This window comes from Bosea sp. NBC_00550, assembly GCF_026020075.1.
GTDB lineage: Bacteria > Pseudomonadota > Alphaproteobacteria > Rhizobiales > Beijerinckiaceae > Allobosea.
Window position 1 is genome coordinate 5,111,482 of the sequence record NZ_CP102772.1, and the last position, 14,912, is coordinate 5,126,393.

The 14,912-nt window shown below is 67.7% G+C and carries 13 protein-coding genes; 6 read left to right on the plus strand and 7 right to left on the minus strand.

The features are described 5' to 3' along the window. From NWE53_RS24250 to NWE53_RS24260, 3 genes are all read left to right on the plus strand, one after another. The gene (locus NWE53_RS24250; protein ID WP_265051865.1) at positions 1-2,187 is read left to right on the plus strand and encodes a heavy metal translocating P-type ATPase; all 2,187 of its coding nucleotides are present in this window, start codon (positions 1-3) and stop codon (positions 2,185-2,187) included. Positions 2,188-2,189: 2 nt separating this feature from the next. After that, entirely contained in the window at positions 2,190-2,339 is a 150-nt protein-coding gene (gene ccoS, locus NWE53_RS24255; protein ID WP_265051866.1) for a cbb3-type cytochrome oxidase assembly protein CcoS, read from the plus strand. 112 nt (positions 2,340-2,451) lie between these two features. Continuing rightward, positions 2,452-4,965: a DNA translocase FtsK gene (locus NWE53_RS24260; RefSeq protein WP_265051867.1), complete on the plus strand. Its 2,514-nt coding sequence runs from the start codon at positions 2,452-2,454 to the stop codon at positions 4,963-4,965. 27 nt (positions 4,966-4,992) lie between these two features. Here the strand turns inward: NWE53_RS24260 and NWE53_RS24265 are convergent, their stop codons facing one another. Next, positions 4,993-5,820, minus strand: a complete 828-nt coding sequence (locus tag NWE53_RS24265) for a DUF2182 domain-containing protein (RefSeq protein WP_265051868.1) — start codon at positions 5,818-5,820, stop codon at positions 4,993-4,995. Then, positions 5,817-6,596 carry a DUF899 domain-containing protein gene (locus NWE53_RS24270; protein ID WP_265051869.1) on the minus strand — a complete coding sequence of 260 codons (780 nt, stop codon included), beginning with the start codon at positions 6,594-6,596 and terminating at the stop codon, positions 5,817-5,819. The genes NWE53_RS24265 and NWE53_RS24270 overlap by 4 nt, the downstream gene beginning before the upstream one ends. Positions 6,597-6,718: 122 nt before the next feature. Here NWE53_RS24270 and NWE53_RS24275 point away from each other — a divergent pair, with 122 nt between their 5' ends. Further along, the gene (locus tag NWE53_RS24275) at positions 6,719-7,927 is read left to right on the plus strand and encodes a helix-turn-helix domain-containing protein (protein ID WP_265051870.1); all 1,209 of its coding nucleotides are present in this window, start codon (positions 6,719-6,721) and stop codon (positions 7,925-7,927) included. A 45-nt stretch (positions 7,928-7,972) separates the two neighbouring features. After that, positions 7,973-8,611 (plus strand): NHL repeat-containing protein, encoded by a 639-nt coding sequence (locus NWE53_RS24280; protein WP_265051871.1) that lies wholly within the window; start codon positions 7,973-7,975, stop codon positions 8,609-8,611. 102 nt (positions 8,612-8,713) lie between these two features. On the opposite strand, the gene NWE53_RS24285 is transcribed toward NWE53_RS24280, so the two are convergent. From NWE53_RS24285 to NWE53_RS24295, 3 genes are all read right to left on the minus strand, one after another. Continuing rightward, the gene (locus NWE53_RS24285; protein ID WP_265055010.1) at positions 8,714-9,721 is read right to left on the minus strand and encodes an amino acid ABC transporter substrate-binding protein; all 1,008 of its coding nucleotides are present in this window, start codon (positions 9,719-9,721) and stop codon (positions 8,714-8,716) included. Between the two features lie 108 nt (positions 9,722-9,829). Next, the gene (locus NWE53_RS24290) at positions 9,830-10,993 is read right to left on the minus strand and encodes a M20 aminoacylase family protein (RefSeq protein WP_265051872.1); all 1,164 of its coding nucleotides are present in this window, start codon (positions 10,991-10,993) and stop codon (positions 9,830-9,832) included. A 102-nt stretch (positions 10,994-11,095) separates the two neighbouring features. Beyond that, on the minus strand, positions 11,096-11,989 hold the full coding sequence (locus NWE53_RS24295; protein ID WP_265051873.1) for a LysR substrate-binding domain-containing protein: 894 nt from the start codon (positions 11,987-11,989) through the stop codon (positions 11,096-11,098). 130 nt (positions 11,990-12,119) lie between these two features. Between NWE53_RS24295 and NWE53_RS24300 the strand changes: the two genes are divergently transcribed. Then, positions 12,120-12,824, plus strand: a complete 705-nt coding sequence (locus NWE53_RS24300; protein WP_265051874.1) for an SDR family oxidoreductase — start codon at positions 12,120-12,122, stop codon at positions 12,822-12,824. A 26-nt stretch (positions 12,825-12,850) separates the two neighbouring features. Here the strand turns inward: NWE53_RS24300 and NWE53_RS24305 are convergent, their stop codons facing one another. Beyond that, the gene (locus tag NWE53_RS24305) at positions 12,851-13,870 is read right to left on the minus strand and encodes a GGDEF domain-containing response regulator (protein ID WP_265051875.1); all 1,020 of its coding nucleotides are present in this window, start codon (positions 13,868-13,870) and stop codon (positions 12,851-12,853) included. Between the two features lie 11 nt (positions 13,871-13,881). Then, complete coding sequence (gene cheB, locus NWE53_RS24310) at positions 13,882-14,898, minus strand: chemotaxis response regulator protein-glutamate methylesterase (RefSeq protein WP_265051876.1); 1,017 nt, start codon at positions 14,896-14,898, stop codon at positions 13,882-13,884. Positions 14,899-14,912: the final 14 nt, after the last annotated feature.

Genomic DNA, 14,912 nt, shown 5'->3' on the forward strand with positions numbered 1-14,912 from the left:
ATGGCCGGGCAGGATCTCTCCGTCTTCGTGCGTCGTCGCGATGGCGGCGTCGCCAGCATGGAGCTGGCTGTCGACGGCATCCGCTGTGCCGGCTGCATGCAGGCGATTGAGAGCGGGCTTAGCCGCGAGCCCGCCATCCTCGGCGCCCGCGTCAATCTCGCGCTGAAGCGCGTCTCGGTCGAATGGCGGGAGGCGCTGCTGCGGCCTGAAGCGGTCGTCGACAAGCTCGCCGTGCTCGGCTTCAAGGCCTATCCTTTCGTGCCGGAGCGGCAGGAGGATGGCGCCGTCGCCGAGGAGCGCAGCCTGATGCGCCGGCTCGGCGTCGCCGGCTTCGCCTCGATGAACATCATGCTGCTCTCGGTCGCGGTCTGGTCCGGCAATAGCGGCGACATCGACCCGACGACGCGCGACTTCTTCCACTGGCTCTCCGCCCTGATCGCCCTGCCGACCGCCGCCTATGCCGGCAGGCCCTTCTTCGAAAGCGCGCTCCGGGCGCTGAAGGCCGGCGCGGTCAATATGGACGTGCCGATCACCATCGGTGTGGTGCTGGCGTTAGCCATGTCGGTCGCCGAAACCTGGAGCCATGGCCGCCACGCTTATTTCGACGGCGTGGTGATGCTGCTCTTCTTCCTGCTGATCGGACGCTATCTCGACCAGCTGATGCGGCGGCGCACCCGCGATCTCGCCGGCAATCTCGCCGCGCTCAAGGCCGAGACCGCAACGCGGCTCGCCCCGGACGGAAGCTGGACGATTACCCCCATCGCCGCGATCGAGCCCGGCGATTGCGTCCTCTTACGCCCCGGCGAGCGGGTCTCGGTCGACGGCATTGTCGAGACGGGAAGTTCCGAACTCGACCGGAGCCTCATCACCGGCGAGACCACCCCGGCCGCGATCGGCCATGGCGAGCGCGTCCATGCCGGCACGCTGAACCTCACGGGCGCGCTGACCATCCGCGTCGAGGCGGCCGGGCAGGGCACGCTGCTCGACGAGATCGACCGCTTGATGAGCCAGGCCGTCGGCAGCCGCTCGCGCTATGTCCGCCTGTCGGACCGCGCTGCGCGGCTCTATGCGCCGGTGGTCCACACGCTGGCGGCGGCGACCTTCCTCGGCTGGCTCGCCTGGGGACTCGCCTGGCCCGAGGCCCTGATGATTGCCGTCACCGTGCTGATCATCACCTGCCCCTGTGCGCTCGGCCTCGCGATACCCGCCGTGCAGGTCGTCGCGGCCTCCGCCCTGTTCAAGCGCAAGATCATGCTGAAGGAGGGCGACGCGCTGGAGCGCCTTGCCGAGGCCGATATCGCCGTCTTCGACAAGACGGGAACGCTGACCCTGCCCGAGCCCGACATCCTCAATCCCGACGCGCTCCCGCCCGAGCGCCGGGCCGAGATCGGCGCGCTTGCCGCTGCCAGTCATCACCCGCTGGCGCAAGCATTGGCGCGAGCGCTCGGCGTCACTTCCGCGAAAACCGATGTCCGTGAAGAGCGCGGCCAGGGCCTCTCGACTGGCGCGGGCGAGGATGAGCAGCGGCTCGGCAGCCTCGGGTTCTGTAATGCCGAAGCGGAGGCCGCTTCGGTCAAGACGCAACACCCCGGCGCCTCCCTCATCGCCTATCGCCATGGCGCCTACCGGACCGTGCTTGCGCTGGGGCAGAGCCTGCGTCCGGAAGCCCGAGAGACGATTGCAGCCTTGCGCGCGGCGGGGCTCGAGATCGCGATCCTCTCCGGCGACCGTCCGGAAGCTGTCGCGCCGATCGCGGCCGAGCTGGGGATTACGCATGTGCAGGCTGGCCTGCTGCCGGGCGACAAGCTCAACCTGCTCGACAGCATGGCGGCGAATGGCCACAAGGTCCTGATGATCGGCGACGGCCTCAACGACGCGCCGGCGCTGGCGGGCGCGCATGTCTCGATCTCGCCGGTGAGCGCCACCCATCTCGCGCAGGCGGCGGCCGATGTCGTCTTCCTCGGCGACAGCCTCGCTCCGGTTGCCGCTGCGCTCGACATCTCACGCAAGGCGCGTGGGCTGATGCTGCAGAACCTATGGTTCGCCGTGCTCTACAATGCGGTGGCGGTGCCGATCGCGATTGCCGGGCTGGCGACGCCGCTCGTCGCCGCCGTCGCCATGTCCGGCTCTTCCCTGGTGGTGACGCTCAACGCCCTGCGCGCCCGCTCGGCGGCTTCGGAGGCTTAGGCATGAACATCATCGTGATCCTGTTTCCGTTGGCGCTGGGGCTGGGGCTGGCCGGACTCGGCGCCTTCTTCTGGTGCATGCGATCAGGCCAGTTCGCCGATCTCGAAGGGGCGGCGTGGCGCGTCCTGCAGGATGACGACGCCGACGACTGAGGTCCGTCGGCTCGTTTCGCGTCACTTCGGGAGCGCTCGATTCATGGGGCCTTAACCCTGCCCGGCTAGTCCTGCGGGACAGGTTAACGAGTTGTCGTGTTCGCCCAAGCCCATGCATAAAACGGATCGTCACCGCCGCGCGAACCCCATCGTTTCCGAGGGTTTTCGTTCCGATCAGCCCGAGGAGCCGGCGCAGGCTCTGGTGCTGCACAGGTCGGCCCGCCGGCCTGCGGCAGAGCCGGCGGAGCCCTCTTTCACGTGGCCCGAGAACGTGCGTTTCACCCGCACGCCGGACAGGTTGCGCAAGGCGGCGCAGGCCGAAAAGGCTGCCTCCTCAGTCGAGCTTGGCGACGGCGACGTTGCCAGCCCGTTGGCCGAGCCGGCAGCCGGCGCGAATCGCGTCCGCTTCTGGCGCACGCCAGACCATCTCATCAAGGAAGTCTGGGGCACGCCGTCGCTGGCGGGCATCCCGCACAGCCCTGCGGATCTGCCTGCCGCCCTCGATGCCGAACCGGACGAAGCGATGGCTCCGCTTATCGAAGAAGCCTTCGAGGTGGTGGAAGAGGTCGTCTGGCCGCAGCTTGAGACCGAGGCCGAGCAGGCGACCACCCCGCTCGCCTTCATTTCCGATCATGCCTTCTGGGAATGCGTGCCCGCTGCCGAACGGGACGACGCCGAGTTTTCGTTCGAAACCATCCCGCTTCCCGCAGATCGCGCGGGCGTTCCGGATGTGCTGGACGCCTTGCCTGACGAAGAGCCTCGCGCGCGGCGGACAGATAACGTGTCGCTTCAGCCTGAAACGCCGCATGTTTCCACCTCCGTTGGCGTTCCGGCCTGGTCCGGTCTCGGCTGGAGCCAGGGCTATCAGGTGAGCCTCCAGCTCTCGGGCCAAACCTGGCTCGCTCCGGTCGCGAAGGAGCGCCCGGTCGAGACCGTCGCTGCCGTCCAGCCGGAGCGCGAGATCGTGGCGAAGCCTGGCGTAGCGGTGGCACGCGGTACGCGGCCTCATGTCGATCCCGAGCCCGTCAGGCCCAAACCTGTCCGGCCGAGGGCTCGCGTCATCGAGGTCCTGCCGGCGCCGGTGCAGGATGAGGGCTTCCAGCTTCCGCCGATCGAATTCCTGGCCGAGCCGCCGCTGACGCAGGATGAGGAACTGCCGGTCGAGGTCCTCCAGCAGAATGCCGGCCTGCTCGAAGGCGTGCTCGAAGACTTCAATATCAGGGGCGAGATCGTCCAAGCCTGCCCCGGCCCCGTCGTCACCCTCTATGAGCTCGAACCGGCTCCCGGCATCAAAAGCTCCCGCGTGATTTCGCTAGCCGACGACATCGCGCGTTCGATGAGCGCGGTATCGGCGCGTGTCGCGGTGGTGCAGGGCAAGAACGCCATCGGCATCGAACTGCCCAATGCCAGGCGCGAGACGGTGTTCCTGCGGGAGCTGCTCGCCAGCCAGGATTTCGAGGCGACCAAGCACAAGCTCGCGCTCTGCCTCGGCAAGACCATCGGCGGCGAGCCGGTGATCGCGGATTTGGCGCGCATGCCGCACCTGCTCGTCGCCGGCACCACCGGCTCGGGCAAGTCCGTCGCGATCAACACCATGATCCTGTCGATCCTCTACCGGCTGAAACCGGAGGAGTGCCGCCTGATCATGGTCGATCCCAAGATGCTCGAGCTCTCCGTTTATGACGGCATCCCGCATCTGCTCACTCCCGTCGTCACCGACCCGAAGAAGGCGGTCGTGGCGCTCAAATGGGCGGTGCGCGAGATGGAGGAGCGCTACAAGAAGATGTCGAAGCTCGCCGTGCGCAACATCGACGGCTTCAACGCCCGCGTCGGCGAGGCCAAGGCCGCCGGCGAGGTTATCACCCGCACCGTCCAGACCGGCTTCGACAAGCACAGCGGCGAGGCGATCTACGAGGAGGAGGTCATGGACCTCGAGCCTCTGCCCTATATCGTCGTCATCGTCGACGAGATGGCCGACCTGATGATGGTCGCCGGCAAGGAGATCGAGGGCACGATCCAGCGCCTTGCCCAGATGGCGCGCGCCGCCGGCATCCATGTCGTGCTGGCGACGCAGCGCCCCTCGGTCGACGTCATCACCGGCACGATCAAGGCGAACTTCCCGACCCGGATCTCCTTCCAGGTCACCTCCAAGATCGACTCGCGCACCATCCTCGGCGAGATGGGCGCCGAGCAGCTGCTCGGCCAGGGCGACATGCTCTACATGGCCGGCGGCGGCCGCATCACCCGCGTGCACGGCCCCTTCGTCTCGGACAACGAGGTCGAGAAGGTCGTCGCCCATCTCAAGACGCAAGGCCGGCCGCAATATCTCGACGCCGTCACCTCCGAGGAGGAGGAAGCCGGCGAGGACGAGGACGGCGCCGTCTTCGACAAGACCGGCATGGGTTCGGTCGAGAGCGACGACCCCTACGAGCAGGCCGTGGCGGTCGTCTTGCGCGACAAGAAGGCCTCGACCTCCTACATCCAGCGCCGCCTCCAGATCGGCTACAACCGCGCCGCCTCGATCATGGAGCGCATGGAGAACGAGGGCATCGTCGGGCCGGCCAATCACGCAGGCAAGCGCGAGATACTCGGAGATGCTGCCCGTCCGCGCGATGAAGAGGACTGATCGGCGGCAGCCGAGGCAGTGCGGCGTTCAGGCCAGTCTGCACGCGAGTTGAAGCGCGCCAACTACGATGATGCCCGCACCGAATGCCTGGCCGACCGGGCCGCTTCTCGGCAAAAGCCGCTCCGCGGAGATCGCCGCCGTGACGAGCGCCATGAGCCTTAGGTCCATGATGCCACCGACGATCAGAGCCGTCATGGGAGCGATGCAGGACGCGCAGCAGCGGAAACCGAGGCGCAGGCCCTGAGCCCAGACCGCAGCCTTGCCAGCAGGCAGCCCGATCTTCCCCGGCGCTTTCCCACAGGCAGCTAGAAGTCGCTGTCTGGCTAAGGAGAGCTGAAACGCACCGGCGGCGATGAGGGCCACGCCTCCCCCGCTCGGAAGCGAGCGCGCCAGCGCCGGAGCCTGGATCGCCGCCGAGGCCAAGGCGCCACCGAGCACGAAGAGGATCGCGCCCAGCCCGGTCCAGATGGCGAGGTAGCCGGCTGCCATGACTGCCGCCAGGAAATCGGGATACGGACAGCCCGCCGTCGCAAACGCCTGCCGGTACTTCCACAGCGCCGGCGTCAGGGCGGGCAGCATCATCGCAATCGTCATCGCCAGCCACATCCCGAGGAAGGAAGCGGCAGCATCGGGCCATGACTGGCCGCACATCGGCAGCCAGACGCCCGACATCCACCAGCCGCCTGCCATCGGCACTTCGGGCATCGCGGCCATCGCGTCGCTTTGGGCGATCGTGATGCCGGTCGCAGCCCCGAAGAGCAGGGCGAGGGCACCGAGAAAGACGGCTCCCGCGAGGGGCGCGGCGGCTGCGCCGCGTCCCTCTCCCTTGCCGAAGCCGGTCTCGATCGCCGTCACGCGGAGACCTGCCGGGCGCCATAGCGGTCATGATGGCGCCACCAGGGGCCCTCCGCCTCGTTGCGCCCCTTGGGAGCGCGATCGAGCCAGGGATACATGCCCCAGATGCCGTCGACCCCGCGCGAATAGGTCGAATAGGTGTGGTAGATGGCGCCGCCCTCGCGGATGAAGGCGCTCATGCCCGGCCGGTCGCGGTGATAGGTCGGGACGTCCGTTCCGGCCATCGTGGCGAAGGCACGCTCGACCGCATTGCCGCCCGAGCGCCATTCGAATTTCGGCGTGTGCTGGAAGTTGTAATCGACCCCCTTCGTGCGCTCCTGCTCCTCGGTGAAGGAGACGTTGAAGTCGAAGTTGAAGTCGCTTCCGCCCGAGGAGGCCCAGGGGAAGCTCCAGCCCATCCGCTTGCGGAAGCCGAGCAGCTTGGCGAGCGGTGCGCGCGACACCGCCCAGAGCATCACGTCATGGTTGGCGAGATGGGTCGTCACGCCGTTGAACCCGTCCGCGATCGCCGAGCAGGAGGGGCAGCCGGCCTCGTAATCGGGGCCGAACATGAAATGGTAGACGAGGAGCTGCGAGCGGCCCTGGAACAGGTCGGCGAGCGCGGCCTCCCCCTCTTCGGTGTCGAAGCGATAGTCATTGTCGACCCGGACCCAGGGCAATCCCTGCCGCAGCTGCGCCAGCTCGTCGCCGCGTTGCGTGTGCTCCTTCTCGGCCTGCAGCAGCTTGAGCCGCGCCGCGAGCCATTCCTCGCGCGTTCCGATGGTATGTGTCGTCATCGTGCTTCGCTCCTGTCGTCGGATGTGATCAGCGCCGCCCGTTCTGCTCTCGATGCGGCGTCCCGGTCGGTGGTAAGGCGGAGTGACAGAGGGGTGGGAGTGACAAGTTTGGCGGGATTCGGATGGACTCGCTGATCACGGCCGCGGCGCGGGCGCTCGCCTCGGGCGATCCGCTCGGCGCGCTGGACCGGGTCGCGCTGCGGGACGATCCGCCGGCGCTGGCGCTGCGCGGCATCGCGATGGCGCAGCTCGGGGACTTCCCGCGCGCCAAGATATTGCTGCGACGCGCGGCCCGCGGCTTCGGCAACAGGGAGGCCGCCGCCCAGGCGCGCTGCGTCGTCGCGGAAGCCGAGATCGCGCTGGCTTCGCGCGATCTGAACTGGCCTGTGAAGCGGCTTGCTGCTGCAGCCGCGGTCCTGTCGACGCATGGTGACCGGATCAACGCCGCCCATGCGCGCTATATCGAGATTCGCCGTCTCCTTCTGATCGGGCAGCTCGATGCGGCGGAACGGGCGCTCGCGACGATCGAGCCTGAGGAACTGCCGCCGGCGCTGCAAGCGGTGCATTGGCTGGCCGGCGCCGGGATCGCGCTGAGGCGGCTTCAGGCGGCGGCCGCGCGCTCGGCGCTCGCTGCCGCATCAGGAGCCGCGCGCCGGGCCGGGATCCCCGCCCTGATGGCCGAGGTCGACGGCGCGCAGCTCATGCTGGAGGCGCCGACGGCGCGGTTGCTTGCGCGGGGCGAGGAGCGGCTCTTGCGGCTGGATGAGGTCGAGGCCCTGCAATCGACCGAGGCGCTGGTCGTCGATGCCTGCCGCTATGCCGTGCGCGGGCCGGACGGGGCTGTATCTCTGGCGACGCGACCTGTCCTCTTTGCGCTGGCGCGCGAGCTGGCCGAGGCATGGCCGGCCGATGCGCCGCGGGATGCCCTGATCGCGCGGGCCTTCCGCTCGAAGCTGACGGATGAATCGCATCGTGCCCGGCTGCGCGTCGAGATCGGCCGGCTTCGCGCCGCCATCGAGCCGCTGGCGCGGGTGAGTGCGACGCCGCGCGGCTTCGCGCTTTCGCCACGCGCAGCTCCCGAGGTGGTCGTGCTGGCGCGGCCGGTCGAGGAGAAGCATGCGGCGGTGCTCGCGCTCCTCGCCGATGGCGAGACCTGGGCGAGTTCCGCGCTGGCGGTTGCGCTCGGCAGCAGCCAGCGGAACATTCAGCGCGCGCTCGACGCACTGGCCGAGGGCGGCAAGATCCAGTCCTATGGGCGGGGCCGGGCGCGGCGCTGGGTGATGCCGCCGACGCCGGGATTCGCGACCGCCTTGTTACTCACCGCCCTATGATGGGGCAGACTAGATGGACGGCATCGCATCCACCGGAGTGAAGCCATGACGACATCCAACGCCGACATCATCCGCGAATACGGCCCCTTCCCCGGCGTCGAGAAGGTCGGCGGCGTCAGCTTCGACGGCCGGCGGGTCTGGTTCGCCTCGGGCGACCGGCTGAACGCGCTCGATCCCGAAAGCGGGCAGGTGGAGCGCGCGATCGAGGTGCCGGCCCATGCCGGGACCGCATTCGACGGCACGCATCTGTTCCAGATCGCCGAGGATCGCATCCAGAAGATCGAGCCCGAGACCGGCCGCGTCGTCGCGACCATTCCGGCCCCCGCCGGTGGCGGCGATTCAGGTCTGACCTGGGCGGAGGGCACGCTCTGGGTCGGGCATTATCGCGAGCGGAAGATCCACCAGATCGATCCCGATACCGGCAAGATGCTGCGCACCATAGAGTCCAACCGCTTCGTCACCGGCGTCACCTGGGTCGACGGCGAATTCTGGCACGGCACCTGGGAGGGCGACGAGAGCGAGTTGCGGCGCATCGACCCGGTTTCCGGCGAGGTGCTGGACAGTCTCGTGATGCCGGCGGGAGAGGGTGTCTCCGGGTTGGAGTCGGACGGGGGAGACCTGTTCTTCTGCGGCAGCGCCGGCAAGGGCACCGTCAGGGCCGTACGCCGGCCGAGGCGGGCCTGAGCACTGCGCCCCGCCGAGATCGGCGAGGGAGCGCGATCACCACTCCGGTGAAGCTAGCGCCACGGCCGGATGCATCCCGGGCCGTGGCGTTTCGACGAAGTCTTATCGGATCGGCGGCGCGTAGTGCAGGCCACCGTCCTTCCAGGACGCGTTCAGCCCTCTCGCGATCTTCAGGGGGCTGTCCTTGCCGACATTGCGCTCGAAGATTTCGGCATAGGAGCCGACCTTCGCGACGATGTTGTAGGCCCATTGCCTGGGCAGGCCGAGGCCGGGCCCGAGTTCGCCCTCCTTGCCGACCAGCCTGAGGATGTTGGGGTTCGCGGTCGTCGATGCGGCCTGGTCGATGTTCTTCGAGGTCAGGCCGAGCTCCTCGGCGGAGTGCAGGACGTGCAGCGTCCATTTGACGATGTTGTACCAGGGGTCGTCGCCCTGCCGGACGGCCGGGCCGAGGGGCTCCTTCGAGAGCGTCTCGCCAAGCACGGCATGCTTGTCGGGCTCGGTCAGCTTCGACCGGAAGGCGTAGAGCACCGAGCGGTCGGACGAGAAGGCGTCGCAGCGCCCCGACTGGTAGGCCTGCGCCGCTTCCTCCTGCGTCGCATAGGCGACGATCTCGTTCTTCAGGCCGTTGACCCGGAAGAAGTCGGTCAGGTTGAGCTCCGTCGTGGAGCCCTGGTTGGTGCAGATGGTCGCGCCGTTCAACTCCTTGGCGTTCTGGATGACGCCGGAGCGGACCATGATGCCCTGGCCGTCATAGTAGTTCACGCCGGCAAAGATGATGCCGTTCGTGGTCTCCCGGCCGAGCGTCCAGGTCGTGGTGTTGAACAGGATATCGACTTCGCCGGTCTGGAGCGCGGTGAAGCGGGAGGCCGGGGTTAGCGGCACGATCATGACCTTGTCCGGATCGCCGAAGATCGCCGCTGCGACGGCCCGGCAGACATCGATGTCGAGGCCCCGGTATTTGCCGCTCGCGTCTGGGATGGAGAAGCCGGGCGTTCCGGCGGTCGAGCTGCACTTCACCGCGCCGCGCTTGGTCACGGTGTCGAGCGTCGCGGCCTGGCTGGCCGAAAGCGTCGCAGAGCAGATCAGGGTGGCGATTCCGATTGATTTCAGCATGTTCTCCTCCGGTTTTTATCGTTGGGAAGGGGCGATGGCACAGCTCCGCCGGGCATCGCCTTCGGTGGCCGAAAGCGATGTCGCGGAGAATGCGAGGGGGATGGCTCAGGCGGCGGGCAGGCGCCGACGCACGATGGCGGCGTGGAAGCCGGCGCCGTAGCGCAGGCTATCGTCGTTGAAGTCGAAACCTGGGTTGTGCAGCGGCGCGGAGTCCTCGCCATTGCCGATATTGGCGAAGCAGCCGGGGACAAAATCGAGGAAGCGGGCGAAATCCTCCGAACCCGTCATCGGCTCGCGCGCGACGGCGACGTTTCCATCGTCGAACACGGTTCGGGCTGCTGCGAATGCCTCCTGCACCAGGGCCTCGTCGTTCACCAGCGGCACGAATTCGCGGGTGTAATGCAGGGTGGCGCTGAGATTGTAGCTCTGCGCCGTACCCTGCGCGATGATCCCCATCTGCCGCTCGATCTCGGCGCTGACCTCGGGCCGGAAACTGCGGGCATCGCCGAGGATGCGCGCGGTTCCGGGCAGGACGTTGCGCGTGCCGTCGGTCAGAAGCTCGGTGACGGAAACGACCGCGATATCCGCCGGGCTTAGCCGTCGCGAGACGATGGTCTGGAGACCAGTGACGAGCGCGCAGGCGGCGACCAGCACTTCGTTGCCCGTATGCGGCCGCGCCGCGTGGCTGCCGACCCCCTTGAGTACGATCTCGAAATTGTCCTCAGCCGACATGAAGGAGCCGACCCGTGTCTGGAACTTCCCGATGGCGAGGCCGGGCATGTTGTGCAGCCCGTAGATCTCGTCGAAGGGAAACCGCTCGATCAGGCCATCGGTCAGCATCGCGAGCGCGCCCTTGCCCCACTCCTCGGCGGGCTGGAACAGGAAGCGCACCGTGCCGTCGAAGCCTCCCTCCGTCGCCAGCAGCTTGGCCGCGCCGAGCAGCATCGCCGTATGCCCGTCATGGCCGCAGGCATGCATCACGCCGGGCGTCTGCGAACGATGAGGATGGTCGCCTTGTTCGGTGATGCGCAGAGCGTCCATGTCGGCACGCAACGCGACAGCCCTGTTCCCGTTGCCCCGCTTCAGCGTGCCGACGACGCCGGTGCCGCCCACGCCTTCGACCACCTCGTCGAGCCCGAACTCGCGCAGCTTCGCGGCGACGAAGGCGGAGGTCACTTTTTCCTCGAAACCGAATTCGGGATGGGCATGCAATTGACGCCGCCATGACGTCATTTCGGTCTGAAGGGCATCAGGATCGAGTTCTGGCATCGGTCGCGGCCTCGTTTGCATCTCCGGCCGATGGATAGTGCTTTCGGCGCGAAAGAGGCGCTGCAATCATGTGCGCGGGATGCAAGTTTGTTGCGCAGGGCCTCAGCGGGCCTTGGCGGCTTCGCTCAGCCATCGGCACACGGTTGCGATAGGCTCCGGGTGCCGCGGCCGGCGCGGCGAGACGATGTAGAAGCCCGCCTCGGCCACAAGCTCGATCCCGAAGAGGGGCACCAGGCGGCCGCGCGCGATGTCGTCATCGGCCAGGAAGCGGCTCGTCAGGGCCAGCCCCTGCCCGGCGATGGCCGCTTCCAGCGCGAGTGCGGTCTGGTTGAAACGGATGTTCTGGGCGGGCTTCGGTGCCGTGCCCGGGAAAACCCTTTCCAGAAAGGCCGGCCAGAAATCATGACCGTCGTGCAGGAGCGGGTAGCGCGCGAAATGGCCGGGATCTCGAGGATCTCCGATTCTCTCGAGAAGCAGCGGGCTGCCGACCGCGATGATCGCCTGCTCGTACAGCAGTTCGGCGTTCAGCCCCGAGCCGAAGGGCGCCCGCCCGAGCCGGATGGCGAGATCGACCGCATCCGTCCGGAAGTCGGAAAGGCGATCGGTCGCGACGATGCGCAGTTCGATCCCGGGATGCGCGGCCGTGAAATCCGGCAGGCGCGGAATGAGCCAGCGGGAGGCGAAGCTCGGCGTCACGCTGATGGTCAGATGCAGTGGCGCAGGTCTGAGATTCTCCGTCGCATCGGAGATCAGCTCGAAGGCGCGCCGAACCGAGGCGACGTAGCTGCGCCCGGCCTCGGTCGGCACGAGGGTCCGCGGCTGCCTCTCGAACAGCTTGAGCCCGAGCTCGGCTTCGAGCTGGCGGATCTGCTGGGCGACCGCGCCCTGCGTCACCCCAAGCTCCTCGGCGGCGAGGCGGAAGTTCAGATGCCGGGAGGCGACTTCGAAGACGCGCAGGCCGTTGAGCGAGGGAAGGCGATGGGTTTGGCCGTTCATGCGATAGTTTTTCTACAGGCAGACGCGAACGGAACTCGTTCGTCAGGTCCGGGCCGGAGTGATAAGAAGGCCTTCTGACCTTTTGGAATGCGCAACTCGATAGTGCTGCGCAGCGACGACGGAGACAAGCATGTCGGCAGAAAAAGTGGCTCTGGTGACTGCGGGCGGCAGCGGCATGGGCGCTGCCGCGGCCAGGCGTCTGTCCGCGGACGGTTTCCGGGTCGCCATTCTCTCGTCCTCCGGCAAGGGCGAGGCGCTGGCGAGCGAACTCGGCGGGATTGGCGTGACCGGCTCCAACCAGTCGAACGACGATCTGCGCCGCCTCGTCGATCTCGCGATGGAGCGCTGGGGGCGCATCGATGCCCTCGTCAACAGCGCCGGCCACGGGCCGCGCGCGCCCATCCTCGATATCACCGATGAGGATTGGCACCGGGGCATGGACACCTATCTGCTGAACGTCATCCGCCCGGTGCGGCTGGTGACGCCGATCATGCAGCAGCAGAAATCCGGCGCCATCGTCAACATTTCGACGGCCTGGGCCTTCGAGCCGAGCGCGATGTTCCCGACCTCGGCGGTGTTCCGCGCGGGTCTCGCATCCTTCACCAAGATCTTCGTCGACACCTATGCGGCGGACAGCATCCGCATGAACAATGTCCTGCCGGGCTGGATCGATAGCCTGCCGGCGACGGAGGAGCGCCGCCAGAGCGTGCCGATGGGGCGTTACGGCACCAGCGCGGAGATCGCAGGCACCATCGCTTTCCTGGTCTCGCCGGATGCCGCCTACATCACCGGCCAGAATCTGCGCGTCGACGGCGGCATCACCCGGTCCATCTGAGACCAGGCGCCTCGTCGCCTCGGACTTCAGCCGGCGGGCATGTCCGCGAAGACCGCGCGGTCCCGCCCGGCATTCTTCGCGCGGAAAAGCGCGAGGTCGGCGGCGTTGACGACGCTCTCCGGGTTGTTTTCGCTGTTCGGCCAGGCGGTCGCGACGCCGGCGCTGATCGTGACGCGCCCCGAGCCATGGGCGATGTTCAGGTCGCGCACGCCCTCGACCATGCGCTCAGCGACAAGCACGGCGCCTTCCTGCGATACGTCTGTCAGGATCACCACGAACTCCTCGCCGCCGAAGCGGGCGGCCAGGTCGGTCGCGCGGCAGGCGCCGCTCTGGATCACGCCGGCAACCTGCTTGAGGACATCGTCGCCCGCGAGGTGGCCGTAAGCATCGTTGTAGCGCTTGAAATGGTCGACATCGATCATCAGCACGGACAGCGGATTGCGAGTCCTCGTGCCCCGTTTCCACTCGGCTGCGAGATATTCGTCGAAATAGCGGCGGTTGCCGAGCCCGGTCAGCCCGTCGATCCGCGTCAGGCGTTCCAGCTCGAGATTGGCGCGCATCAGCTCGCGCTGGCTCTCGCGCAGGGCCCGATAGGCCTCGTCGCGCTGGACGTGATCGAGATAGGCGCGGGTGTGATAGCGGATTCGGGCGATCAGCTCGACCTTGTCGGGCAGCTTGACCAGATAGTCATTAGCGCCGGCCTGAAAGGCTTCGCTCTTGATCGCCGGGTCTTCCTTGGTCGAGAGCACGATCACCGGGACAGCGTGCAGCGAGGGGTGCTGGCGGTAGCGCCGCACCAGATCGAGCCCGTCGACGCCGGGCATCACCAGATCCTGCAGGATGACGGTCGGCTTGACGCGTTGGGCGACCTCGATCGCCTCGAGCGGATCGGTGCAATAATGGAAGTCCAGATCGCCATGATGGGCCAGCGCCCGCCGGACCGCTTCGCAGACCATCACTTGGTCGTCGACCAGCAGGACCATCGAGAGGTAGCTGTCGGCCGGGGAGGGCACATTGGGCGCGGATGGAGATGGTTCGCCTGCCATGGGAAGCCTTTTTATGGGGCCGGCTGGCCGCAGGCCTCGACAAGGCGCGGCGCGATCGCGGTCAGCGGCAGAATTTCGGCGGCAGCGCCGATTGCCGCGGCTGCCTTGGGCATGCCGTAGACGGCGCTCGTCGCTTGGTCCTGTGCGATTGTCAAATGATGCTTGTCGCGCAGAAGTTTCAAGCCGCGCGCGCCGTCCCTCCCCATGCCCGTGAGGAGCACGCCGACCGGCTCGCCCCGCCACTGCTGTGCGACGCTCTCGAAGAACGTGTCGACCGAGGGCCGGTACGGGTAGTCGCGCGGCTCGGCTCGGTAGCCGAGCTCGCCTCCCGCCTTGAGCACGAGGTGGTCGGCACTCGCCGCGATCAGCACGCTTCCCGGCACCGGTCGATCGCCTTCCAGGGCAGGGCGAACCGCGAGTCCGCATTGCTGCTCCAGCCAGCTGGCGAAACCCGGCACGAACTGGGCGTCGAGATGCTGAACCAGGATGATGGCCGCCGGAAACCCGCGCGGCAGCCCCGCGAGCAATGTCGCGACGGCGGTGGGGCCGCCGGCCGAAGCGCCGATGGCGACAAGCTGTGCCGAGCCGAAGCGCCTGGCCGGCATGCGGGCCCTGCGCGCCGGCGGCAGATCGCGGGAGAGGCGGGCGATGGCGGTCATGCGCGCCAGCAGCGCGTCGCCCTGGCCGGAAGCGATGCCATTGGTGCCGACCGAGGGGATGTCGACGGCATCGAGGGCGCCGTAGCCCATCGCTTCGTAGACGCCGGATACATTCGCATCGACGCTGGCCGTGACGAGCAGGATGGGGCAGGGCGTCTCGGTCATGATGCGCCGCGTGGCCTCGATGCCGTCCATCACCGGCATGTTCAGGTCCATCAGGACCAGATCGGGGCGATCGTGCCGGCAGGTCTCCACGGCTTCGCTGCCGTCCCTCGCAATCCAGGCGACCGTGTGCTCCGCCGTCGAGGTGACGATCCGGCGCAGGACTTCGACGGCCATCGGCAGATCGTTGACCAGACCGACTCTCATGAGAAGCTTCTCAT

Coding starts and splice junctions, on each gene's coding strand:
- NWE53_RS24250 (WP_265051865.1), top strand. CDS start 1: ATGGCCGGGCAGGATCTCTCCGTCTTCGTGCGTCGTCGCGATGGCGGC.
- ccoS (WP_265051866.1), top strand. CDS start 2,190: ATGAACATCATCGTGATCCTGTTTCCGTTGGCGCTGGGGCTGGGGCTG.
- NWE53_RS24260 (WP_265051867.1), top strand. CDS start 2,452: ATGCATAAAACGGATCGTCACCGCCGCGCGAACCCCATCGTTTCCGAG.
- NWE53_RS24270 (WP_265051869.1), bottom strand. CDS start 6,596: ATGACGACACATACCATCGGAACGCGCGAGGAATGGCTCGCGGCGCGG.
- NWE53_RS24275 (WP_265051870.1), top strand. CDS start 6,719: ATGGACTCGCTGATCACGGCCGCGGCGCGGGCGCTCGCCTCGGGCGAT.
- NWE53_RS24280 (WP_265051871.1), top strand. CDS start 7,973: ATGACGACATCCAACGCCGACATCATCCGCGAATACGGCCCCTTCCCC.
- NWE53_RS24290 (WP_265051872.1), bottom strand. CDS start 10,993: ATGCCAGAACTCGATCCTGATGCCCTTCAGACCGAAATGACGTCATGG.
- NWE53_RS24295 (WP_265051873.1), bottom strand. CDS start 11,989: ATGAACGGCCAAACCCATCGCCTTCCCTCGCTCAACGGCCTGCGCGTC.
- NWE53_RS24300 (WP_265051874.1), top strand. CDS start 12,120: ATGTCGGCAGAAAAAGTGGCTCTGGTGACTGCGGGCGGCAGCGGCATG.
- NWE53_RS24305 (WP_265051875.1), bottom strand. CDS start 13,870: ATGGCAGGCGAACCATCTCCATCCGCGCCCAATGTGCCCTCCCCGGCC.
- cheB (WP_265051876.1), bottom strand. CDS start 14,898: ATGAGAGTCGGTCTGGTCAACGATCTGCCGATGGCCGTCGAAGTCCTG.